Source organism: Lactobacillus gallinarum DSM 10532 = JCM 2011 (assembly GCF_001434975.1).
Taxonomy (GTDB): domain Bacteria; phylum Bacillota; class Bacilli; order Lactobacillales; family Lactobacillaceae; genus Lactobacillus; species Lactobacillus gallinarum.
The window spans coordinates 21331-44286 of record NZ_AZEL01000044.1; the positions used below are offsets into that span (position 1 = coordinate 21331).

Below are 22956 nucleotides of genomic sequence, written 5' to 3' on the forward strand. Positions count from 1 at the left end.
CTGTCAGAGAAGAATTTTTAACCATAGCACTGTCATCACGATTTATGTCATTATTTTTAATGAACATAAAAACATGTTTAATTCACCAATCAGTGATATCATTGTATTATATAGCAAATCTAAAGACATAAAGACATGTATAAATAGTAAAATTGAGGAATTTTTATGGATGGATCATACAGAGCATTAAGCAATAAAAGCTTAGAAAGCAATATTTTATTCTGGGGACAAGAAAATTGTGCACCTAATTACACTTTTAAAGGTAATAATGTGCGTGACAACTATGTTATTCACTACATTCAACGAGGTAAAGGAACTTTTGCTTCGGCAAATCACTCCATGGTTACCTTGCAAGCTGGGGATGTGTTTATTCTTCCTAAAGGCGTACCCTGCTTTTATCAAGCAGATAGTAAAGAGCCTTGGAGTTATTTTTGGTTAGGATTATCCGGTATTAAAATTAGAGCGATGCTTTCAGACTCAATTTTATCTACGCAAAATTATTTAAGGCAGGTTCAGGACAGCAAATTTTGTCAGAGCCTGCAGAATTTATTTGAGGCCGCACATTCACCTAGCTCTCTTACTAATGACATACTGATCGAAGCTTTGCTTTATTACACTTTTTACAATTTGAATATTGAATATCCTACCAAGAGAAGAAAGAATTCAGCCACTAAGGACGAGCAATTGCGTGCTGCTATTACTTATTTAAGACAAAACTTCGAAGATTCATCTCTGTCAATCATTGATCTTTGCAACAAGATGGATCTTTCTCGCAGTTATCTTTATACTCTTTTTAAAAACAATCTAGGGCTTTCTCCACAACAATTTTTGATCAATTTACGGATGGAACAAGCTAAAGAATATCTAGCTAATACTGATAATACGATTCAGGAGATTTCAAGAATTATTGGTTATAATGATGAATTTACCTTTTCAAAGGCATTCAAGAAGTATTCTGGCTTCAGTCCAAAAATCTATCGCCAAAGTTTGACGAAATAAAAAGATTGGAAATCATTTGGTTTCCAATCTTTTTTACTTATTGATTCTCCATTATTTATCTTTCTCAGCTTCAGCAGGCGTGTTAACTGGCGTTAATTTTGGACCAGCAACATATTCAAAGTCTTCAACTTTCAAATAGAAGTCGTTAATTCTAGGGTCCGATCCAATGCCTTTCCTCTCTTTATTAACAAAGAATTGCATGTAGTCATTATTCTTTATCCGATAGAACAACTCTACTTTCTTGCTACTTGGAACGTAAATATATTTTAGTTCTTTAACAATTATTGGATAATATCCAGCTTGATTGTAATTAGTAGCTTTTAAGAACTTGTCGTCATACTCTTGTTCACCATGACTATTGTAAATCGCGGCCTTGGTAATTTCCGGCTTTGCCTGAATAGTTGTATTCTTTTGATTAAAAACATTAACCGGTTCAATATGACGTTTGACATCAACTTCGGAGACACGTCCCCAAAACCAATCATCCTTGGTTCCTTTAACATGGTAGAAAACTGAATCTCCAACTCCTGTTTTGAACCAGAAGTCATCAGGATAGCCGCGGAAAGTTGAAATATACTTATCAACTACTAGTTTCTTACCTTTTTTATAGTAACGTCCACTTTCACGATTAGAATTTCTATTGACGATTTGCTGACCGCTCTTCAAAACAACGGTAGTCTCTTTCTTATCGACGTAAATCGGCTTACCATCAAGATAGCGCACATTATTTGCCTTGATATAGCGATTCTTGCCAATGCGGTAGTATTGTTTACCATGAATTGTCTTATACTTTAACCAAAAACGATGCCGCTTTTGCCAAGAAACAAATTTAATACCGGAGGAAGACAAGTACTCAGAATAAAACTTTTTAGGAGAATTAATTTCTTCAAATTTACCAGGTACTTCTAGAGTAGTATTCTTTTTTATTGTTTTTGCCTTTTTACGTTGGCCTTTATAATTGTACACATATGAATTATGATCGATAGTCAAATTGGCTGGACCATTTGGCAAGCCAACATTTTTAGCATTAATATAATAACCATTACCAATGCTGTAATACATCTTAATATCGCCGTTACTAGTCTGAGACGAAGTACCAATATATGTTTTCAACGGGACAGGCTTACCATAATATTTAAGAACCGTTCCCTTCGGAATCAAAGTGACCTGGCCATTTTGTTTTAAAGCCACTTTCTCTCCATTTGCATCCCGCAACTCATCTAGATGAACCTGTTTACCATCTTTGCGATAAGCATAAGAAGCAATTTCCAGAGTAAACGTATTATTTTGCGTTTCTTGTGCTGCTTGAACAACTGGAGTCTGCTTTACTAAGAACGGAGTACTGACTCCCAAGAGTGCAGATATAATAATCACTTTTCCTAAACGCATATAGTTACCTCGTTTCATAAACTATAGCTAAATTATACTATCTTAAGAAAATTCTTACTTGTATTAAACACTGAGACAAGCAAAAAAAGGATTGGAAATAATTAATTTCCAATCCCATATCTTTACTCAAATTTCCAACTTACATTGCGCTTAAATTCTTCACCTGGTAACAAAGTAATGCGCCCCAAATCATAGCCTTCAGCCGGTGGAATTTGTGCTTCAAAAGTAATTCCCGCATATTGGCCGAAATCAGCAGTGTACTTACCAGTATGATCAAAACCATTACCAGTATAAATAATCAATGATGGTGCATCAGTATTCACAATCACCTTATGATCTGCAGAACTTAACACTGCACCAGGTTGATTACCATTTAAAATAAATGGATGATCCATGCCTCCTCTGTCTTTGATTTGAGGATCGTCAGCTTCCAAAGCATCCCCTACACGCTTAGTCTTTCTAAAATCAAAAGCAGTACCAGCAACTTCTTCCATTCCACGATCAGGCATTCCAGAGTGATCAACTGGCAAATAATAATCAGCATTCATTTTTAGCTTAAGATCTTTGATATTATCTTTTTCACCCAAGGTAAAGTAAACATGATTTACCGGATTAAAAATAGTTAATTGGTCACTCACCGCATTAATTGAATAATGCAAAGTATCATCATTGTCCAATTCATATTTGACATGAATCTTTAAATTGCCTGGATAATCATTATGACCATCTGGATCAAATAACGTTAAATCTACTCGTGCACTGTTTTCATCACAAGAAGGTTCAAAATCCCATACTTCAGTATCTGTACCAATTCCGCCATGAATATGATTCTCACCTTCGTTGATTGGCAATTGATGAATTTCAAGACCATGTCTCCATTGACCTTTTCTGACTCTACCGGCAATTCGGCCAACTGTACCACCTAAATAATTTCTTTCTTGAGAATAATCAGCTGGTGAATTTAATGACAAAATCATATTCTTGTCGTTAAGCAAAACTTTTTCTAGCGTTGCACCATAGTTAAGTACCTTAACAACCATGCCGTTGTCATTTTTTAAACTAATTTCACAAAGATCTTTGCCATCTTTTCGACCATATTTATTAAAACTTGTTTTCATATTCTCGCCTTTTCTTTTTTGTATTCGCTTTCATTAATATTATAAAGTATTTCTTATCAATAACATATGCGTTACCGGTAACAAAAAGCGAGACCCTCAAGATCTCGCTTCAATTACTTTACTTAATCTTTTTGGTTAAAGCTGTAATAAATTTATCCCAGCCTTCATCACCGTCTGCATCATTCTTAAACACGCCAGCATCCTGAAGAACTTGTTCAAATACTTCGACAAGTGATTGCTGCATTACTTGATCAACATTGTCCCAGCTAATTTCGTTTTCAGCCTTAACTTGATCAGCCCATTCTTTATGACTAGCAGCCATATTGTTATCTTCACCCAGCCAGTATTTCTTTACTTCTTCAAGTTCACTCTTAAGACGTCCTGGCAAAATAGCACGACCCATTACTTCAATTAAGCCGATGTTTTCCTTCTTAATGTGCCATAACTTTTCGTGTGGGTGGAAAATGCCCAAAGGATATTGACCACTAGTATTGTTATCACGCAAAACTAGATCGAGCACGAAGTTCTTGCCTTCACGGTGCATGATTGGCGTTACCGTGTGGTGACGAGTCTTACCATCGTAAGCTTTAATGCTGCGTGCAGTGTCTGAATAGTTATCCCAGAATTTGATAATCTTTGCACCAAGGTCAATTAAGTCAAGTGAATTTTCACTAGTTAAACGCAAGTCGCTCATTGGCCAGTCAACGATCCCAGCCATTACAGTTGGATATGAATCAAAGACAATGGTCTTCTTGATGCCCGCCTTCATCATTGGGAAGGTATGACGACCACCTTGGTAGTGCTCATGTGCTAACATTGAACCACCAACAATTGGCAAGTCAGCGTTAGAACCAACGAAATAGTGTGGGAAGATCTTTTCAATTTCTACCAAATTAATTAAAGTTTGTTGATTGATTACCATTGGAATATGCTTTTGATCTAAGAAAATACAGTGTTCATTGAAGTAAGCGTATGGTGAATATTGGAAGCCCCAGGGCTTACCTGCAATATTCATCCGAATGATTCTTAAATTAGAACGGGCATTTTTACCATAGCCACCTAAATAGCCTTCATTTTCAAGGCAAAGTGCACATTGAGGATACTTCTTGCCTGTGGCATGAGCTGCTGCAGCAATAGCCTTAGGATCTTTTTCAGGTTTAGATAAATTAATCGTAATTTCTAAGCCATGACCTTTTGAGCTAGTGCCGGAGAAGACAACATTTTTGGCAATAGCCTCTTTTTTAACATAATTATTGTCTTCACATAATTTATAAAACCAATCTGTAGCCTTCTCTGAAGACCTTTGCATTTTTTGCCAGAAAATACTATTAGTCTTAGATGGTGTTGGCGTAGCTAAATCATATAATTGATCATTCAAGACTTCACGTGAGGTGATATCGTCAGGAATTTTTTCATTTTTAACGGCCAAGTCAACTAATTGCTTGGCAGCTGGCTTATCGTTTTCTTCTTCATCATGATCACCAACTAATCCTCTAATTTTGTTAATAACATATACTCGATCTAATGGCTCGTAAGCACCACTATTAATAACTTCACCCGCAAATTTTTCAATAACCTTCATAACTTTTCCTTCTCACACTAATTAAATTCTCTTAGTACCATCAACGATTTCTGCATCATAGAAGCTAGCATCATAACCGATTGTATCGCGGTAAATCTTACCAACATTCTTCTTAAAGTTCTCAGCCTCTGACTTCTTAACAATAGCAATTGCACTACCGCCAAAGCCACCGCCGATCATTCTGGCACCGAGCACTCCAGGTTGTTTCCATGAAGCTTCTGCCAAAGTATCGAGCTCTTTACCAGTTACTTCATAATCATAGTGAAGAGATTCGTGAGAAGCATTAATTAAACGACCAAGTTTTTCAAGATCGCCGTCTTTCATTGCTTGAGTTGCACGTAAAGTTCTTTGATTTTCACTAACTGCATGACGCGCACGTTTAATTTCTGTTTCATCATTGATGAGGTAAGAATATTCATCAAAAGTATCGTTATCAAGTTCACCTAATGCCTTAATATCAAGCTTTTGTTGCAACTTTTTAAGAGCACGACCACATTCAGCAACCCTATCATTATAAGCAGAATCAGCTAAAGTATGTGGTTTGTTAGTTGCCATGATAATAATTTCGTAATCGCCTAATGCAAGTGGCATGTATTCATACTTTAAGGTGTTGCAGTCTAAGAAAATTGCACTATCTTTTTTACCCATAATGCAGGCAAATTGATCCATAATTCCTGAATTTAAGCCGACAAATTCATTTTCAGTTCTTTGACCCATCTTAGCTAGGCTAACGCGATCAACGTCTAAGTTAAATTCATCTTTCAAGATGATTCCCATTAACATTTCAATGGCGGCACTTGATGAAAGACCTGAACCTGATGGCAAATTAGCTTCGATATATAAGTTAAAGCCATGATCAATGCCATTATATTTCTCACGTAAATAAGTGATCATACCCTTGAAATAGTTAGCCCAGAAACGGTCTTCATCTTTTTCAGCAGTTGTATCATCAATATCAAATTCAACGATCTCGCCATCTACGTTGCCTGAGAAAAGACGTACTTTCTTGTCTTCTCTTGGACCATAAACTCCATAAACACCTAAGCTAATTGCGGCTGGGAAAACATGCCCACCATTATAGTCGGTGTGTTCACCAATAACGTTAATTCTACCTGGTGAGAAGAATACATCTTGTCCCTTTTCACCAAAAGTTTTTTCGTATTCAGTAAGTAATTCTTCTTTATTCATTGTTTGTACCTCAAGTTTGTACTGTAATCGTTTTCAACTACTAGTATATCTCTTTCACTTCTTTTAGTAAATAGTTTACTAGAATAAATAAAATATTTAATTAGGTAAACTAAAAAAGCCAGACGTTTGTCTGCAAAAAAATAGCCTTTGCTCACACTAAGACCATTTTGCTTATTAAAATTTTCTTTCACCATGTTGATAAACTTATTTATCAGCTTGTTCAACTGCAGATACGTCTTTTAACGGATTATCTTTCAGCACTAAGAAATCTGCATATTTTCCTACTTCTAAAGAACCGTAATCTTGATCAATCTTAAGTAATTCCGCAGATCCTAAATTAGCTGATGTTTTTTTCTTATATTTAGAGGGTATTTATACTATCGTACTGGCTACTAGATTACCCACTATTTGTACTAGTATTTAAAGCAGGCGTCATTTTCACTATCGTTTTAATGATCTTAGAACTATTTATAAAAAATATATAAGCAACACAAAAAGGAAGTTAGACATTTCGCCTAGCTTCCTTATTTATTGATCTAAATTCGAGGGAAAGAAATAGGATTTGTTACTTGGTTAAGACTTGGACATCCCATCCTTTCATTGAACTCTTAGCTTTTTCACCAGTTAAGATGTCTTCATAATCCGCAAATTTATTTGGCAATTCTCTTTCTTCATTGCTCATGTTAAGCACGAAGTAAAGTTTCTTGCCATCTGCTGTGACACGCTTAGTTACTTCAAGCTTATGGCTGTCGCAAACTAATGATTCAACTCCAGTTTCAAGCACAATGTGGTTGAATAATTGTGTCAAACCTTGGTGACCTAACTTGGTTCCAACGTACCAAGCCTTGCCTTTGCCATAATCATTTTCAGTAATCGCAGCAGTGCCAGCGTAAAACTCATCAGCGTAGCTTGCCAAAACTTTGGCCTTATTTGGATGAATCAAATCACACATTAAGCTGGTTTCGTATTCCTTGTCATCCATCTTAACTCTAACTTTTTGACCTAGAACCATTGCGTCGCTTTCTTCAACCCAGATGCCGGTGACATCTTTCAATGGACCAGGATAGCCGCCAAGGTAAACATTGTCAGTTGAATCAACCATACCTGACATGTAGGTAGTAACGAAGTGGCCGCCCTTTTCAACATAGCTGTTGATCTTTTCAGCTAAACCTGCTTTAACCATGTAAAGCACTGGTGCAACAACCAAGTCATAGTTACTAAAGTCATCATCAACACCAATAATATCGGTTGGAATGTTGCGTTCATAGAATTGACGGTAGTAGTCCAAAATTGAGTCAACATAATTCAAATCTTGAGTAATGCCATCAACATATTCGTACGACCAGAAGTTGCTCCAATCAAAGACAATTGCGACTTTAGCTTTAGTCTTTGAACCTAAGATTGTTGGACCAGCCTCCTTTAATTTTTGACCCAAATCAGCCAATTCACGGAAGGCTCTAGTATCGGTTCTTTGTGAATGAGCAATAATTGCACTGTGGAATTTTTCGGAACCACCCACTGCTTGCTTTAATTGGAAGAACTGAACAGTGTCAGCACCGTGAGCAACAGCTTGCAATTCAGTTGCGGCCATTTGACCTGGACGCTTTAGTGGACTGTAAGATTGCCAGTTAACTTGTGAAGGTGCAGATTCCATTAACATAAATGGTTGATGCTTAAGGCTTCTCATTAAGTCATACAAGAATGCTGGCTTATAAGCAGGTGCGTCGTAAGTTGGATAACTATCATAGGAAATAATATCTTGATCCTTGGCCCACTTTTGATAGTCAATCATCTTGTTTGGCAAACTGTGGAAGTTAGTAGTTACAGGCGTTTCAGGATCGTACTTCTTGATGACTGCCTTTTCCATCTTGAAGAGGTTTTGCAAACTTTCAGATTGAAAGCGCAAGTAGTCGATTGAAAGGCCAGCAACAATGGTTTCGCTACTTTCTGGCCCCCATGCATCCCCCAACTCGTTTGGAACAACAATTTCATCCCAGTCATAAATCGTGTGACTCCAAACATTCATGTTCCAAGCCTTGTTGAGCGCACCCAAGGTCTTATATTTGTTTCTCAACCAGTCACGGAAGGCGTTTTGACAATTTCCACAGTAACAGTTGCCACCGTATTCATTGTTCACGTGCCAAACTACGATATGCGGATTGTCAGCGTAGTGCTGGGCCAATTTTTTAACTAACTCACTATCCAGTCTTTGATAATTCTTGCTGTTCGGACAGAAATTGTGCCGCTGACCAAAGACGTGACGTCTGCCTTGGTAATCAACTCTTGCGATATCCGGATACTTTTTAAACATCCAGGCTGGCATTGCGGCTGTTGCCGTACCCATCACAATATTAAAGTTTGCATCAGATAATTCTTGAACGATCTTGTCTAATTTAGAAAAGTCATAGACTCCTTCTCTAGGTTCCAGAACTGCCCAAGAGAAAATATTAATTGTAGCTGAATTTAAATCTGCCTTTTTAAAGACCTTAATGTCTTCAGGCCATGTTTCTTCTGTCCATTGATCGGGATTGTAGTCCCCACCATAAAGAAAACGTGATAATGTTTTTGTCATTTTTAAACCTCTACTTAAACTGGACTTCTACTACTTCATCACCGTGTTTTACAGTAGAACCTGCTTTAATTGGACTAGCTTTTTTAATTCTACCTGGTTGAGTGTAGAAGGTAACGATCGTATCCTTGTAGCCATTCTTAAGAGTCAAATCACGATCAAATTCTAGTAATAAGTTGCCCTTCTTGACTTCTTGTCCATCATCATAATACGTTTCAAAGCCTTCACCACGCAAGTTTACTGTTCCAAGACCAACGTGGACGACTACTTGCAAGCCATTATCTGAGATAATCTCAAAGGCGTGTTTTGTACCAAAGGTAAATCTAATCTTACCATCGAATGGTGCATAGATCTTGCCGGCACTTGGTTTGATTGCGAATCCCTTTCCTGGGAATGGCTTACCATCTTCGTCGACGACGGAGGACATTTGCATCAATTCACCATCGGCTGGTGCGTAAATCTTTTGCTGTCTAGGTCTTGCTTTAGTTGAATCGTCTTTTTCGATTTCACCTTCAGCAAGCTTAGTCTTCAATTCTTCAACAACTTCGGCGTGTTTCTTTTCGGTCAAAGTTACTTTGCTTAAGAACACGATGATTGAAATTACAGCTAAGATTAAAGGAATATATAAGGCCATTGTATTAAAAGTGCTGATATCGTGTGCTGTCATGTCGGCAGCAGTTGCGGCACCTGTCATACCAGCTGCAATAGCTACATATCCAACCAAAGCATTAGAAACAGCACCAGTGAATTTATCGATCATTGGACGAACTGCCAAAACGACGGCCTCGTTTCTTTGACCACTCTTAAGCTGACCATATTCAATCGCATCAGTTAAGGTCAAAACAGTTACTAATTGAGCAAAGTTGATGTTGAATAAAACCAACCCTAAGTCCATTAACACAACATTATCACGGCAGAAAATGAATAAAAGATAAGCACAGATCATGCAAGTTTGACCTGCAACAAACAACCATTTTCTTGGAATGTACTTATTTAAAACTGGGAATAATGGACTGACACAGAACCCTACAATCGTTGCAGCAAGCCCTACAACCCAGAATTCGCCTGGTTTACCAATGACAAACTTGTACAGGTAGAACAAAACCCCGTTAGTAATAGTGTTAGCAAGTGAAAAGACTAAGTAGGCTAAACTCGGCCAAAGAATTTGATCGTTATGGAAAATAGCACTGAAGACTTGAGGCAAAGTAGTTTTCTGCTTGGCTGAATTTCTAATTAAATTGTGCTTTTCTTTAGTACCTAAGCAAACAATAATGGCACAAACAATTGCTAAAGCTGAAATTACGGCCGCAAAGGCAAGCCAACCTGGTGCGCCTTCTTCATGTTTACCAGTAACTGCATAAGTTACCCCAGTTACTAATGGAACAACGATAATTGCTAAACCGTTCCAACCAATAGCACCTGAAAAGGCACCCAATGAAGTATAAATACCACGCTCATGTGAATCTTCACTTAAAGCCGGAACCATACCCCAATATGAAACATCGGATAATGAATAGAAGATATCAAAACCGATGTAGATAATTACGAATAAGATAGCGAAAAGAATCCAATTGCTTTGCGCTAAGCCAAAGATTCCAGTAAATAAAATTAATAATAATACTGCACTAACTACAGTACCCAAGAAAATCCATGGCTTAAACTTCCCCCATCTTGTTTTGGTATTATCAACTATGTTGCCCAAGATTGGGTCAATAACCAACTCGACAATTCTAATCACTACCATTAAGCCAGTGATTAAACCAATCAATTTATCAGCTACTGATTGCTCTAGCCCACTGAACATTCCGCTAGTAATAAAAATAATAAAGTATGTACTCATTACACCATAAAAAGCTGCGTGTCCTAAGTTACCCAGACAGAATGATGCATAGGAAATTATTTGTTTCCCTGAATTTTTATGACTGTTTGTCATAATGCTTCCTCCTAAATTGTTATCATCTGTAATCGTTTACATATCTGAGTATACGCTTAGTATCAGTTTTGGTAAATTATTTATTTAATATAACTAAACTATTTACTTATAGTAAAAATAAAAGAGAATGCTATGCTTCAGCATTCTCTTTTCAAAATATTCAAAATGAAAAATTTTTATTTACTAAAAAATTTACTCACCTTTAGGAATAAAGCTTTTACGTACCACCAAGTTAGTGTTCATATTCACATCAATATGCGCACGATCGGGTTGAATAATTAAATTGGTCAGCATAGTTAAAGCTAAATCAATCATTTCCTGCTGGTTGATGTTGTAAGAAGAAAGTGGTGGTGATACGTACTTCACTACATTACTGTTATTGATACTCAAGATTGCGGTATCTTTTGGTACGTTAATATTTTCTTCGTTAAAGGCCTGTAAAACACCGACTGCTAATGTATCAGAAGCAATTAAAAATGCATCTGGTAAATTGTTCTTGCACTTCTCTATTACTTCTTTGCCAAGCTTATAACCATTTTCAACGCTGAATGGTCCTGAAACGAACATGTTGCTGTCATCTTTTCCGCGAACCTTCATATATTCCGCAAAGGCAACGGAACGTGGATCATTTTCTTGAATATGATCATGCTTAGGGCCAACACCACCAATAAAACCAATCGATTCATAGCCGTTTTTAATAAACAAATCAATAGCATTCTTAACTGTTAAAGTTAAGTTAGGTCTAATTGAATCGAACAATTCGGGAGCTGGATTAGTATCAACAAACACCCCATTTGGTAAAACTTCGTGCAATTTTACCAACTCAGCATTTCCGATTGGCGCTGCTCCTACTCCAATAAAACCTTGGAACAATGAGGCATTTTCAATTAAGTCAGCCGCATTGTAAAAGGTCTTCATCTTCATTGATTCTTGCTTAACGGTTTCTACCAAGGTTTGCTTTAAAGAAGTAAAATACTCATCTTGCAACTGTTCTTTATGGTTAGTGCGGTAAAGAAGCGCAATTGTAGGCTTAATTTCCTTTTCTTGGTGGTCTTTCCAATAACCAAGCTTATTAGCAATTTCTAAAATTTTATTTTTGGTATCTGCAGTAATCGATAAGTTAGGATCATTATTGAGCAACCGCGAAACAGTCGCAGAAGAATACCCCGACTTTTGTGCAATTTCTTTAATAGTTGTCATAATTATTTCTTTCCCATTTACTAATATTCCTGTCTTTATTATACAAAATATTTACTTAATTCCAATAAAGATCAATTTTATTCAAAAATATTTTTCTCGAGATTTGTCAATTAATTTATTTACTTTATATTACTAAATTATTTATTTATTTGATAAATTATTTAATTTGGTGTTATAATAAAACCGTTTTCAAAATATATTTTTTTATAGAAACTAGGTCTTATCATGAAAGCAAATATCAAATGGCTTGATGATCCCGAAGTCTTCAGGATTAATCAACTGCCAGCTCACAGTGATCATCCCTTTTACAAAGATTACCGTGAATGGCAAAACCACAGCAGCAGTTTTAAACAAAGCCTCAACGGTGCCTGGCAGTTTCATTTTTCAAAAGATCCTCAAAGCCGGCCCATTGATTTTTACAAACGCAGCTTTGACTCATCTTCCTTTGACACCATCCCCGTTCCTAGTGAAATTGAATTAAACGGCTACGCCCAAAATCAATACACTAACATTCTGTATCCCTGGGAAAGCAAAATCTATCGTAAACCTGCCTATACCCTGGGGCGCGGCATCAAGAATGGCGATTTTAGTCAAGGAAAAGACAACACAGTCGGTTCATATCTTAAACACTTTGACTTAAATCCTGCTTTAGCCGGCCATGACATCCATATTCAATTCGAAGGCGTTGAACGGGCCATGTATGTCTATCTCAACGGTCACTTCATCGGTTACGCCGAAGATAGTTTCACACCTTCCGAATTCGATCTTACACCTTACATTCAAGCAAAAGACAACATCTTAGCTGTCGAAGTCTTCAAACACAGCACTGCTTCCTGGCTAGAAGATCAAGATATGTTTAGATTCTCCGGTATTTTTCGTTCAGTTGAACTCTTAGCCTTACCTCGGACTCATCTAATGGATCTAGATATCAAACCAACTGTTGTTAATGATTACCATGACGGTGTCTTCAACGCTAAATTGCACTTTATGGGTAAAACCAGTGGCAATGTCCACGTCTTAGTTGAAGACATCGATGGCAAAACTTTGCTTAATAAAAAGTTGCCACTTAAATCAACCGTTGAAATTGAAAACGAAACTTTTGCCAATGTTCACCTATGGGACAACCATGATCCATACCTTTATCAATTAATCATTGAAGTTCATGACCAAGATGGCAAATTAGTTGAACTTATTCCTTACCAATTTGGTTTTAGAAAAATTGAAATTACCAAGGATCATGTGGTTTTGCTTAACGGCAAAAGATTAATCATCAACGGCGTTAATCGTCACGAATGGGATGCTAAGCGTGGTCGCAGCATTACCCTAGCCGACATGAAGCAAGACATTGCTACCTTTAAACACAACAACATCAATGCCGTTAGAACCTGCCACTACCCAAATCAAATTCCTTGGTACTATCTCTGCGATCAAAACGGAATTTACATGATGGCGGAAAACAATTTGGAGTCCCACGGTACCTGGCAAAAGTTAGGCCAAGTTGAAGCTACTTCCAATGTACCCGGCAGCATCCCCGAATGGCGTGAAGTCGTCGTCGACCGTGCCCGCAGCAATTATGAAACCTTCAAGAATCACACTGCAATCTTATTCTGGTCACTTGGCAACGAATCATATGCCGGCAGCAACATCGCCGCTATGAACAAATTCTACAAAGATCACGATTCTTCTCGCCTCACCCACTACGAAGGCGTCTTCCATGCACCAGAATTTAAGAAAGAAATCTCAGACCTTGAAAGCTGTATGTATTTGCCACCTAAAGAGGCAGAAGAATATCTCCAAAATCCTAAAAAGCCACTTGTCGAATGTGAATACATGCACGATATGGGCAACTCCGACGGTGGCATGGGCTCTTACATCAAGCTAATTGATAAATACCCTCAGTACATGGGCGGCTTTATCTGGGATTTTATCGATCAGGCTCTGTTTGTGCATGATCCAGTCAGCGGACAGGACGTATTGCGTTACGGTGGCGACTTTGATGATCGTCACTCCGATTATGAATTCTCTGGCGACGGTTTAATGTTCGCAGACCGCACACCCAAACCAGCAATGCAGGAGGTTAGATACTACTATGGATTACACAAATAAAAAATTGCATATTATTTACGGCGATGGCACATTTGGCGTGAATGGCCAAGATTTTCAATATATCTTTAGTTATGAGCGCGGCGGACTTGAATCTTTAAAAGTACACGGCAAAGAATGGCTTTATCGTGTACCTACTCCCACTTTTTGGCGAGCAACTACAGATAACGATCGCGGCAGCGGGTTCAATCTAAAGGCCGCTCAATGGCTCGGAGCCGATATATTCACTAAATGTACTGATATTCATTTAAAAGTAGATGAACATGATTTTCCTGAATTACCTATTGCTCCATTTAACAATAAATTCAGCAATCACGAATATGCAAGCAGTGCTCAAATTTCATTTACTTATCAAACTTTAACTATCCCTGCAACAAATGCAAAAATCATCTATAATATTGATGATGTCGGTCACATTAAAGTCACGATGCATTATTATGGTAAGAAGGGATTATCACCCTTACCTGTGATTGGTATTCGATTAATTATGCCAACTGCCGCTACTGGATTCGATTATGAAGGTTTATCCGGCGAAACTTATCCTGATAGAATGGCCGGAGCTAAAGAAGGTCGTTTCCATATCGATGGATTACCGGTTACCAAATATTTGGTTCCGCAAGAAAATGGCATGCACATGCAAACTAAAAAGTTAGTTATTAACCGTGAAGCCACTCAAAATAATTCTGATCAAACAAATGAAAAATTCAGTTTATCAATTCTACAAGATAAAAAGCCATTCAATTTTAGTTGTTTGCCTTATACCGCTGAAGAACTCGAAAATGCCACCCATATTGAGGAATTACCACTTGTTCGCAGAACTGTGTTAGTAATTGCAGGTGCAGTTCGAGGCATTGGCGGCATCGATAGTTGGGGCTCTGATGTTGAGAGTGCTTATCATATTAATCCAGAATTAGATCACGAATTTTCATTTATACTCAATTAATTTTAAGTATTTTATTGAATTTAGTAAATCATTTACTAAATTGTGTGTTACAATGTAATCGATTTCAGTAAAAAGTTAACAACTATTAAAGGAGTTATACACATGAAAGTTTTAGTTATCGGTGGTGCGGGCTATATCGGCTCACATGCTGTTCGTGAATTAGTTAAAGAAGGCAATGACGTTGTTGTCTTAGATGCTTTGTACACTGGTCACAGAAAAGCTGTTGATCCTAAAGCCAAGTTTTATCAAGGCGACATCGAAGATACTTTCTTAGTATCAAAGATTTTGCGTGATGAAAAGATCGATGCAGTAATGCACTTTGCAGCTTACTCACTTGTTCCAGAATCAGTTAAAAAGCCTCTTAAGTATTACGACAACAACGTTACTGGTATGATTTCATTATTACAAGCTATGAATGATGCCAACGTTAAATACTTAGTCTTCTCAAGTTCTGCCGCAACTTATGGTATTCCTAAGAAATTGCCAATCACAGAAGACACTCCACTTAACCCTATCAACCCATACGGTGAAACCAAGATGATGATGGAAAAGATCATGGCTTGGGCTGACAAGGCTGACGGCATTAAGTACACTGCCCTTCGTTACTTCAACGTTGCTGGTGCTTCAAGTGACGGTTCTATCGGTGAAGACCACGCTCCAGAAACTCACTTGATTCCAAATATTTTAAAGAGTGCTATTTCTGGTGATGGTAAATTTACTATCTTTGGTGATGATTACAATACTAAAGACGGTACTAATGTACGTGACTATGTTCAAGTAGAAGACTTAATCGATGCTCACATTTTGGCATTGAAGCATATGATGAAGACTAACAAGTCAGATGTCTTCAACTTGGGTACTGCACATGGTTACTCCAACCTTGAAATTTTGGAAAGTGCTAAGAAGGTTACTGGTATTGATATTCCTTATACTATGGGACCACGTCGTGGCGGTGACCCTGATTCACTTGTTGCTGATTCAACTAAGGCAAGAACTGTTTTAGGCTGGAAGCCAAAACACGAAAATGTTGATGACGTAATCGCAACTGCTTGGAAGTGGCACAAGGGCCACCCAAAGGGTTACGAAGATAAATAAGATTATTATTTCTATACAACACACTGTCTAAACTATTTTATTATCTAAAAAAACACGCTTTAATAGCGTGTTTTTCTTTGGCTTCATTTAAAATGTTATAATTACGAAAAGAAGAAATATGAGGTGGCTTTTATGGCAAGTATTAGAGATATTGCGCGGATCGCTGGCGTTTCACCTGCAAGTGTATCCCGCATTTTAAATAATGATCCTACTTTTCACATTAATGACGAAGCAAGAAAACGTGTAATTCATGTAGCAAACAAACTGCATTACAGCAAAGGCAAGAAAAAGCGGGGCCCTAAACAAAATGATCCGCAACTTTCAATTGCATTAATTATGCGTCATGACCATGCACGAGAAATAGATGATCCATATTTTCTTAATATGCATATGGGGATTAATGATGAAGCTAAAAAATGGCATTTAAGAATTGATCAACCTTTTAAGATGAATGATCAAAAAAAGATTGGTCTATTTTAGCTAACTACGGAGCAGTATTAATTGAAGGTGAAATGACGCCTGAAGCTATAAAATCGATTCAAACCATCAATCATAATGTAATTTTTCTCGATGTCAACACTAATATTCTTAACTGCAATATTATTCGAAATGACTTCGTAGAAAAAACTACTTACATCTTGGATCTTCTTCATTCTCTTGGTCATGAAAATATTGTTTATATTGGTGGTAAATCTTCCATTATGGATTTAGACGGAAAAATCACTACTGAAAAATGCGACTTGAGAGAAACTCGTTATATTTCCTGGATGAAATTGCACAACTTGGATCAATATTGTCACTCTTTTATTACCGATTGGTCTGCAGATTCCGCTCTTAAAATTACTGATCAAGTCATTCAATTGAAAGAGCGGCCTACAGCAATTGTAGTGGGAAGCGATCCAATGGCACTAGGCGTTTACAAAGCTCTTAACAACCACCATATTTCTATTCCTGATGATATTTCAGTCGTAAGTTTTGATGATGTTGATATCAATCGCTTTTTAACTCCTACTCTTTCCAGTGTTTATATGGATACCAAAGAAATGGGTAAAACTGCAGTCCGTCTTGCTAAAGATTTAATTACTGAAAATATCAGTATTCCTCTAACTGTTACTTGTCACAGCAACTTAAATAAACGTGAATCAATCAAGGCAATCAATTGACTGCTTTAAAATGATACATTTTAGCCACAAAATCTTGATGGGCCACCTCATCATAAATACCTGTGTCCATTAATTCATCGCCACCGATTATTTCATTGGTGGCGATATTTTTATAATCATATTCTGGATTCAAGCCAGCTAATTTAGGCTTAGTAAAGCTAGGCTGAGCTGAACTCAGAATATTTACTACAGTTAAAATTACATCACGTTTATCTGAACTAACTACTTCCCAAGCAGTCTGATTACTATTAAATGGCGACTTCAAACGATATAAAGTGCCAAATTGAGTAAGCTTTCTAATTTGCTTATATAAAGTTATTTGCTTTTTAACTTCTTCTTTTTCATCATCATTCAATTTAGTTAAATCAAGTTCATAGCCTAGGTCTCCCCACATAGCTACAGCACCCCGTGTAGCTAATGGTGTTACTCTACCATTTTGTTCATTTGGACACACGGAAACATGTGAGGTCATCAATGATTGCGGATAAACTAGACTTGTACCATATTGGATCTTTAATCTAGCAATCGCATCACTATTATCACTAGCCCAAATTTGCGGTGTATAATAAGCCATACCAGCATCAAATCTACCGCCACCATCAGAACATCCTTCAAACAAAATATTAGGATATCTGGTCGTCAATTTTTCAAGCAAATCATATAATCCTAAAATATAACGATGATATGCTTCACCCTGCTCATCTGGCGTTAAATCTGCTTTATAAATGTCTGAGATATGACGATTCATATCCCATTTAATATAATCAATTTGATTTGGATCTAGGATCTTAACCATCTGGTCAAAAATATTTTGTCGTACTTCTTTCCTCCCTAAATCAAGCACATATTGGTGACGATCTGGATTAGGAATTCTATTAGGAACATGCATCAAATAATCGGGATGTTTTTTATATAATTCAGAATCATAGGAAATCATCTCTGGTTCAAACCAAATACCAAATTTTAATCCTTGATTATGTACATAATCAATAAAATGACTCAAACCAGTAGGAAACTTTCTCTGATCGACAAACCAATCGCCTAAAGATGAATTATCCGCATCCCTGTGTCCAAACCAGCCATCATCCAAGACAAACATTTCAATCCCTAAATCCTTAGCTTGATCAACAATTGTTTGTAATTTCTTTTCATTAAAATCGAAATACGTTGCTTCCCAATTATTAACCAAAATAGGTCGAACCTTATTTTTGAATTTACTGCGAATAATATGGTCAAAAATCACTTGATGAAATGTCTGGCTCATTTGATTTATGCCATTTGGAGAATAAGTCATCAAAACTTCCGGAGTCTGAAAATCTTCATTTGGCTCCAGTTTCCAATCAAAATTAAAATCGTTTATCCCAATATTTAAACGGATTTGATTAATTTGATCTTTCTCAAGTTCAAACATATGATTACCTGAATAAACAAAAGTAAAACCATATGCGTCTCCTGCAAATTCATCTGTATTAGGTCTAACTAAAGCAAGAAAGGGATTCATCTGATGACTGGAAGCGCCACGATGACTACCATAGACGCGAATCCCCTGATCAATCTTGCTTCTTTGCAGATGACGTTCATTGGCATGCGCTCCGGGCAAGGTAATTGCTTCAAAATCTTCATTGCCAAAATCAATTTGCATTGAAGCGGCTTTTCTTAAGTGAACGACTTCTTCTCCAGAATTAATTATTTTTACAGCTCTAGAAATAACTGGTAAATCTCTAAAAATTGTATAAAACAATTGATATTCCACCTGAGTTAATTGATCTTCAAGAGTAACAATCAAAGTTTGGGCTTCATCTTCGTCTTTAACCAGACTATGTGGCAAACCATTCAATTTTGGCTTCCCTGCAACTATTTCATAACTCTTATATCTTAACAAAATAGAATTTGAACCATTTTTTTGATATAAAACCGTTGCTGACGTGCGATAATCCATTTCGCCTGCACTACTATATTCTTCAGGCAAAGTATCACGAGAAAACTCACGTCCTAGTACATCAGCCAAATTGCCTGAAAAGCCTCGAAGCAAACGGGGATATTTTAACTGTCCATGATATTGTCGAATTCTTTTACCAAAATATAAATGAGCTAAAGTAGCTCCCTGTTCCACTGAAAATAAATATGATATTTGTTTATTGTGTAAATGAAAAACTTTATTTTTTTCATCAACTGTAATTAAGTTTTGCATATTTTTCTCCGTATTCTACTTACTAAAAAGGAGCATAGAACTTTCTATGCTTCTTTTTTATAGTTCAGCTGATCCTAATTGATAAATAGTACCTTCTACTTTAGCTTCACCATTTTCACTTGTTACAAAAATTCGGTTAGCTTTTCATCAGGAAAAACTCGCATTGAAAATACTTTTTTACCATCATCTAAGAAAATTTCAGCTGAAGATTCATCTTGTAAGATTCTAACTTTTATTTTTTGATCTAGATTTAAATGACAACTGCGACTATTGCCATAACTTTCACCAAAATGAACTCCGCAATTTCCGCGATCTATGATAAATTCTTGTTTTTTATGATTAAAAATTCAGGAGAAAAACTCTAATCAAAGTCCAGAACAATTTATAATCGATTACCGCTTAAAAAGAGCAAGTGAACTACTAAAATCGGATTCTGGAACGATTTCTTACATTGCACTTTCTTCCGGTTTTCAAAGCTATCAGAGCTTTAACCGTCTTTTTCGTAAAAGATATCAGATTTCACCGACCGAATTCAGAAAGAAATATAATACCAAAACAAATAAGCGATGAATCATCAAAGATCCATCACTTATTTTATTTATGTAAATTTTTATTTTAATGATAAAAGTCAAAACGACCAATAGACAACGTTCCTTTAACGCCGCCGGTTTCAAAGATCGATTTATCAATAGTGATCTTCTTCATCACTGAAGCCCAATAGCCATATAATTTAACGCCTAATGCTAAGCCTACAGCACTTTTACCCAAATCAACCACAACACCTAAGTCATGGTAAACAAATGGGTTAGGACGACTATAGCCATTCACTCTCGCATGAATATCATCGGCTGCATAATTAGCCATAGATAAAGCTAATTGACCAGTATTTGGCAAAGGCCAGCTCTTTCCTGGTTGTGGCACTGAAGCAACATCCCCTAAAACATAGATGTCTTCACTTTCAGGAGCTGTTAAATGATCAGTTACTGTAATCTTGTCACGTTGTTCCTTAAAACCAGAGTCCGCAATTACTGGATTACCACTAAAGCCCATCATCCAAATTATGTTATTAGTTGCCAACTTCTTTTCTTCAGCTTGATCACCAATCTTATAGCAAACGCCATCCGCTTGAATTTGACTAATGCGCGCTTGATTAATGATATCAATATCATTTTCTTTGATCTTATTCAAAGCATAATTACATTGCTTATCGCCAAACATTGGCAACATTCTCTTAGAGCTATTAAACATCTTGATTTTGATTTGATCAGGACTAACTCCTGCTAATTTGGCAAAACGAGGTCTATTCATAGCTATAGCGTTGGTTACTTCTACTGCCTGAAAGCCTGACCCACACATTGTTATTACCAAATCATTCGGATTCTTAGTCTTTTTATAATCACGCATGCTTGCATACAGATGATTCCGAATAGCCTCGGCAGATTCCACATTATACATAGGCAATGCATGTTCTTGCACGCCATCGATTCCAAATGTGCTTAACGTAAAGCCTAATCCAATTACACAATAATCATATTTTAAAGGAGTATGCTTGGCTAATTCTACCGTTTTATTTTGGTAATCAATTTTCTTAACTTCATCTTGGATAAAGGTAGTCATCTTTGGATTAATCACATCTGCTACTGGATACGATATTGCGGTGTATGGCGCTTCACCAGATACCACGTCATACAAACGGAATGTCTCACAGTGAAATGGATTGCGATCAACTAAAATAATCTTAACTTCTTCACGCAATTTTTTTTGCAGTTTAACGACGGTCTTAATGCCGGCAAAACCAGCACCTAATACAACAATCTTTTTCATGATTGAATCCTCCTACTCTTTTAAAATATAATTCCTAAGAAATATGTAAATAGATATGCGGCAGACCCTACTAACAGTGTTTTAACACCGGTACTAAAGGTTTCCGTTTTAACTTGTTTATGAATAATTATCTTATTTTGTTGATAGATAAATGGAACGATTAAGATTGTTAGCCAAACAGTTTTTGGTGCAAGTCCCAAGAAAGGTAAAATTCCAATAATCAAAAATGCCAATACATTTTTGACGGTTAAAGCGATTAATCCGCCCTTTTTACCAATAAAATGAATGATAGTCGTACGGTGATTATCTTCGTCTTCTTGAGCATCACATAAATTGTTGGTCAGCATTAAATTAGAGATCCATAATTCATCTGCCAGAGCTACAAAAAAGATTTGTCCAATAGTTAACCAATTCCAGGTAAACACTTGATAGGTATTAAGGTATACGCTCAGTAAAACAATCATAAAGCCCATGGTGAAACCGGAAAATAGCTCGCCTAATGGCAAACTTGAAATTGGATGCGGACCAAACGAATATAGATACCCAACGGCAAAACAGAAGATACCCATCCATAAAACAGGCAACCCAGCTTGACTTACAAGATAAATACCTAACAATGCCGAAATCACACTAAATCCGATTATTAAACCCAAAACCAACTTAGGGTTAATATTTTCTCGACCAATGATATTAGTTTTTTCTTGGTAACTCTTACTATCCGCATGATAATAATCGCAATAATTGTCAAACATATCGACAACCATATTGAATAAAAACATTGCAATAAAGAAGATTAAAGCTAGCTGCCAATTTAGTTGATGATAATAAAATTTACTAAAGCACATTCCTAACAAAAATGGTATTACACTAGCTGTCTTGGCCTTAATTTCAATTAATTCCAAAAATACATTTAAAGCCATTAGCCCACATCCTTTCGATACATCTAATTTTTATCTATTTAATTCCTATATGAATCGCTGCCGCTCCACCAGTTAATTTCTTAACCGCGACATGACTAAATCCATTTTTAACTAATAATTGCTTTAATTGTTGAGCAGATAAAAATTCTTTACTTGTTTTAGATAAATATTGATAATCTCGCACATTGCTCTTAACCAGCTTTGCCCAATAAGGGAAAATTTCAAAATACGCACGCCAACCTAATTTAATGATCTGATTATTAGGCTGCGACATTTCTAAAATGGCAAATTGTCCGCCAGGTTTTAAAACCCGATAAGCTTCTTTAATGGTCTTTTCTGCATCGGGCACATTGCGTAAGCCAAAACAAATGGTAACACAATTAAAACTTCTCGCCGCGAAAGGCAAATTCATTGCATACCCGTTAACTAATTTAACTTTCGGTTGCAAATGCTTTTTCACTATCTTTTCGTGGGCCAGTTTTAACATTGCTTGATTAAAGTCTAGGCCAGTTACCAATTTAACTTTTTTCGCTAAAGCAATAGTAGAATCGCCAGTGCCACAACATAAATCTAAACATTGATCTGTGCTTTTCAAATTTAATCTGGTTAAAAATTGTTTCCGCCAAATATTCTGGATGCCCAAACTGACCATATTATTCATCAAATCATAATTGGGAGCAACGCGGGTAAATAAATCATTAACGTCTTTTTCAGGTACTTTATTTGTTAACATTGCTTT

19 protein-coding genes and 1 pseudogene are annotated in these 22956 nt (G+C 36.6%); 7 read left to right on the forward strand and 13 right to left on the reverse strand.

The window, feature by feature from the left end; translation table 11 throughout:
• Window positions 1–165 precede the first annotated feature (165 nt).
• Window positions 166–999: an AraC family transcriptional regulator gene (locus tag FC37_RS05115; RefSeq protein WP_056945528.1), complete on the forward strand. Its 834-nt coding sequence runs from the start codon at window positions 166–168 to the stop codon at window positions 997–999.
• Window positions 1000–1050: 51 nt separating this feature from the next.
• Here FC37_RS05115 and FC37_RS05120 read toward each other — a convergent pair whose 3' ends face one another.
• From FC37_RS05120 to FC37_RS05155, 8 genes and pseudogenes are all read right to left on the reverse strand, one after another.
• Entirely contained in the window at window positions 1051–2388 is a 1338-nt protein-coding gene (locus tag FC37_RS05120) for an SLAP domain-containing protein (protein ID WP_025005367.1), read from the reverse strand.
• A gap of 122 nt (window positions 2389–2510) precedes the next feature.
• The gene (locus FC37_RS05125; RefSeq protein WP_025005366.1) at window positions 2511–3506 is read right to left on the reverse strand and encodes an aldose epimerase family protein; all 996 of its coding nucleotides are present in this window, start codon (window positions 3504–3506) and stop codon (window positions 2511–2513) included.
• A gap of 118 nt (window positions 3507–3624) precedes the next feature.
• Complete coding sequence (locus FC37_RS05130; RefSeq protein ID WP_025005365.1) at window positions 3625–5088, reverse strand: UDP-glucose--hexose-1-phosphate uridylyltransferase; 1464 nt, start codon at window positions 5086–5088, stop codon at window positions 3625–3627.
• 21 nt (window positions 5089–5109) lie between these two features.
• Complete coding sequence (locus tag FC37_RS05135; RefSeq protein ID WP_025005364.1) at window positions 5110–6276, reverse strand: galactokinase; 1167 nt, start codon at window positions 6274–6276, stop codon at window positions 5110–5112.
• A 204-nt stretch (window positions 6277–6480) separates the two neighbouring features.
• A pseudogene (locus FC37_RS10045) lies at window positions 6481–6618 on the reverse strand (amidohydrolase family protein); the annotation flags it as partial.
• Window positions 6619–6841: 223 nt separating this feature from the next.
• Window positions 6842–8848, reverse strand: coding sequence for a beta-galactosidase (locus FC37_RS05145; protein WP_025005362.1), 2007 nt, complete (start codon window positions 8846–8848; stop codon window positions 6842–6844).
• 10 nt (window positions 8849–8858) lie between these two features.
• Window positions 8859–10778, reverse strand: coding sequence for a sugar MFS transporter (locus FC37_RS05150; protein WP_056945529.1), 1920 nt, complete (start codon window positions 10776–10778; stop codon window positions 8859–8861).
• A gap of 192 nt (window positions 10779–10970) precedes the next feature.
• On the reverse strand, window positions 10971–11978 hold the full coding sequence (locus tag FC37_RS05155) for a LacI family DNA-binding transcriptional regulator (RefSeq protein WP_025005361.1): 1008 nt from the start codon (window positions 11976–11978) through the stop codon (window positions 10971–10973).
• Window positions 11979–12203: 225 nt separating this feature from the next.
• Here FC37_RS05155 and FC37_RS05160 point away from each other — a divergent pair, with 225 nt between their 5' ends.
• The 5 genes from FC37_RS05160 (at window position 12204) to FC37_RS05180 (ending at window position 17282) form a co-directional block, all read left to right on the forward strand.
• Window positions 12204–14084, forward strand: coding sequence for a glycoside hydrolase family 2 TIM barrel-domain containing protein (locus FC37_RS05160; RefSeq protein WP_025005360.1), 1881 nt, complete (start codon window positions 12204–12206; stop codon window positions 14082–14084).
• Window positions 14068–15024, forward strand: coding sequence for a beta-galactosidase small subunit (locus FC37_RS05165; protein ID WP_056945530.1), 957 nt, complete (start codon window positions 14068–14070; stop codon window positions 15022–15024). The genes FC37_RS05160 and FC37_RS05165 overlap by 17 nt, the downstream gene beginning before the upstream one ends.
• 102 nt (window positions 15025–15126) lie before the next feature.
• A complete protein-coding gene (galE, locus tag FC37_RS05170; RefSeq protein ID WP_025005359.1) occupies window positions 15127–16119 on the forward strand; it encodes a UDP-glucose 4-epimerase GalE in 993 nt (330 codons plus the stop codon).
• Between the two features lie 132 nt (window positions 16120–16251).
• Window positions 16252–16599 (forward strand): LacI family DNA-binding transcriptional regulator, encoded by a 348-nt coding sequence (locus FC37_RS05175; protein WP_035434135.1) that lies wholly within the window; start codon window positions 16252–16254, stop codon window positions 16597–16599.
• A 32-nt stretch (window positions 16600–16631) separates the two neighbouring features.
• Window positions 16632–17282 carry a substrate-binding domain-containing protein gene (locus FC37_RS05180; RefSeq protein WP_051518981.1) on the forward strand — a complete coding sequence of 217 codons (651 nt, stop codon included), beginning with the start codon at window positions 16632–16634 and terminating at the stop codon, window positions 17280–17282.
• On the opposite strand, the gene FC37_RS05185 is transcribed toward FC37_RS05180, so the two are convergent.
• Both FC37_RS05185 and FC37_RS10050 read right to left on the reverse strand, forming a co-directional pair.
• Window positions 17275–19473 carry an alpha-galactosidase gene (locus FC37_RS05185; RefSeq protein ID WP_025005358.1) on the reverse strand — a complete coding sequence of 733 codons (2199 nt, stop codon included), beginning with the start codon at window positions 19471–19473 and terminating at the stop codon, window positions 17275–17277. The two genes, FC37_RS05180 and FC37_RS05185, sit on opposite strands and share 8 nt — an antisense overlap.
• A 122-nt stretch (window positions 19474–19595) precedes the next feature.
• Window positions 19596–19820 (reverse strand): GH32 C-terminal domain-containing protein, encoded by a 225-nt coding sequence (locus FC37_RS10050; protein ID WP_338034537.1) that lies wholly within the window; start codon window positions 19818–19820, stop codon window positions 19596–19598.
• Between FC37_RS10050 and FC37_RS10990 the strand changes: the two genes are divergently transcribed.
• A complete protein-coding gene (locus FC37_RS10990; protein ID WP_081776558.1) occupies window positions 19819–20043 on the forward strand; it encodes a helix-turn-helix domain-containing protein in 225 nt (74 codons plus the stop codon). The two genes, FC37_RS10050 and FC37_RS10990, sit on opposite strands and share 2 nt — an antisense overlap.
• A 45-nt stretch (window positions 20044–20088) precedes the next feature.
• Here the strand turns inward: FC37_RS10990 and FC37_RS05190 are convergent, their stop codons facing one another.
• The 3 genes from FC37_RS05190 to ubiE are packed head-to-tail and all read right to left on the reverse strand — an operon-like array spanning window position 20089 to window position 22950.
• A complete protein-coding gene (locus FC37_RS05190; protein ID WP_025005357.1) occupies window positions 20089–21297 on the reverse strand; it encodes an NAD(P)/FAD-dependent oxidoreductase in 1209 nt (402 codons plus the stop codon).
• Window positions 21298–21317: 20 nt separating this feature from the next.
• Window positions 21318–22217: a prenyltransferase gene (locus tag FC37_RS05195; protein WP_025005356.1), complete on the reverse strand. Its 900-nt coding sequence runs from the start codon at window positions 22215–22217 to the stop codon at window positions 21318–21320.
• 34 nt (window positions 22218–22251) lie between these two features.
• Window positions 22252–22950, reverse strand: a complete 699-nt coding sequence (ubiE, locus tag FC37_RS05200; protein ID WP_025005355.1) for a bifunctional demethylmenaquinone methyltransferase/2-methoxy-6-polyprenyl-1,4-benzoquinol methylase UbiE — start codon at window positions 22948–22950, stop codon at window positions 22252–22254.
• Between the last annotated feature and the right edge of the window lie 6 nt (window positions 22951–22956).

What these genes read in the sequence shown, in the direction of transcription:
- FC37_RS05160 (WP_025005360.1), top strand. Translation starts at nt 12,204, where the DNA reads ATGAAAGCAAATATCAAATGGCTTGATGATCCCGAAGTCTTCAGGATT.
- FC37_RS05185 (WP_025005358.1), bottom strand. Translation starts at nt 19,473, where the DNA reads ATGCAAAACTTAATTACAGTTGATGAAAAAAATAAAGTTTTTCATTTA.
- FC37_RS05190 (WP_025005357.1), bottom strand. Translation starts at nt 21,297, where the DNA reads ATGAAAAAGATTGTTGTATTAGGTGCTGGTTTTGCCGGCATTAAGACC.
- FC37_RS05175 (WP_035434135.1), top strand. Translation starts at nt 16,252, where the DNA reads ATGGCAAGTATTAGAGATATTGCGCGGATCGCTGGCGTTTCACCTGCA.
- FC37_RS05135 (WP_025005364.1), bottom strand. Translation starts at nt 6,276, where the DNA reads ATGAATAAAGAAGAATTACTTACTGAATACGAAAAAACTTTTGGTGAA.
- FC37_RS05115 (WP_056945528.1), top strand. Translation starts at nt 166, where the DNA reads ATGGATGGATCATACAGAGCATTAAGCAATAAAAGCTTAGAAAGCAAT.
- FC37_RS05195 (WP_025005356.1), bottom strand. Translation starts at nt 22,217, where the DNA reads ATGGCTTTAAATGTATTTTTGGAATTAATTGAAATTAAGGCCAAGACA.
- ubiE (WP_025005355.1), bottom strand. Translation starts at nt 22,950, where the DNA reads ATGTTAACAAATAAAGTACCTGAAAAAGACGTTAATGATTTATTTACC.
- FC37_RS05155 (WP_025005361.1), bottom strand. Translation starts at nt 11,978, where the DNA reads ATGACAACTATTAAAGAAATTGCACAAAAGTCGGGGTATTCTTCTGCG.
- FC37_RS05130 (WP_025005365.1), bottom strand. Translation starts at nt 5,088, where the DNA reads ATGAAGGTTATTGAAAAATTTGCGGGTGAAGTTATTAATAGTGGTGCT.
- FC37_RS05150 (WP_056945529.1), bottom strand. Translation starts at nt 10,778, where the DNA reads ATGACAAACAGTCATAAAAATTCAGGGAAACAAATAATTTCCTATGCA.
- FC37_RS05165 (WP_056945530.1), top strand. Translation starts at nt 14,068, where the DNA reads ATGGATTACACAAATAAAAAATTGCATATTATTTACGGCGATGGCACA.
- FC37_RS05120 (WP_025005367.1), bottom strand. Translation starts at nt 2,388, where the DNA reads ATGCGTTTAGGAAAAGTGATTATTATATCTGCACTCTTGGGAGTCAGT.
- FC37_RS05145 (WP_025005362.1), bottom strand. Translation starts at nt 8,848, where the DNA reads ATGACAAAAACATTATCACGTTTTCTTTATGGTGGGGACTACAATCCC.
- FC37_RS05180 (WP_051518981.1), top strand. Translation starts at nt 16,632, where the DNA reads ATGACGCCTGAAGCTATAAAATCGATTCAAACCATCAATCATAATGTA.
- FC37_RS05125 (WP_025005366.1), bottom strand. Translation starts at nt 3,506, where the DNA reads ATGAAAACAAGTTTTAATAAATATGGTCGAAAAGATGGCAAAGATCTT.
- galE (WP_025005359.1), top strand. Translation starts at nt 15,127, where the DNA reads ATGAAAGTTTTAGTTATCGGTGGTGCGGGCTATATCGGCTCACATGCT.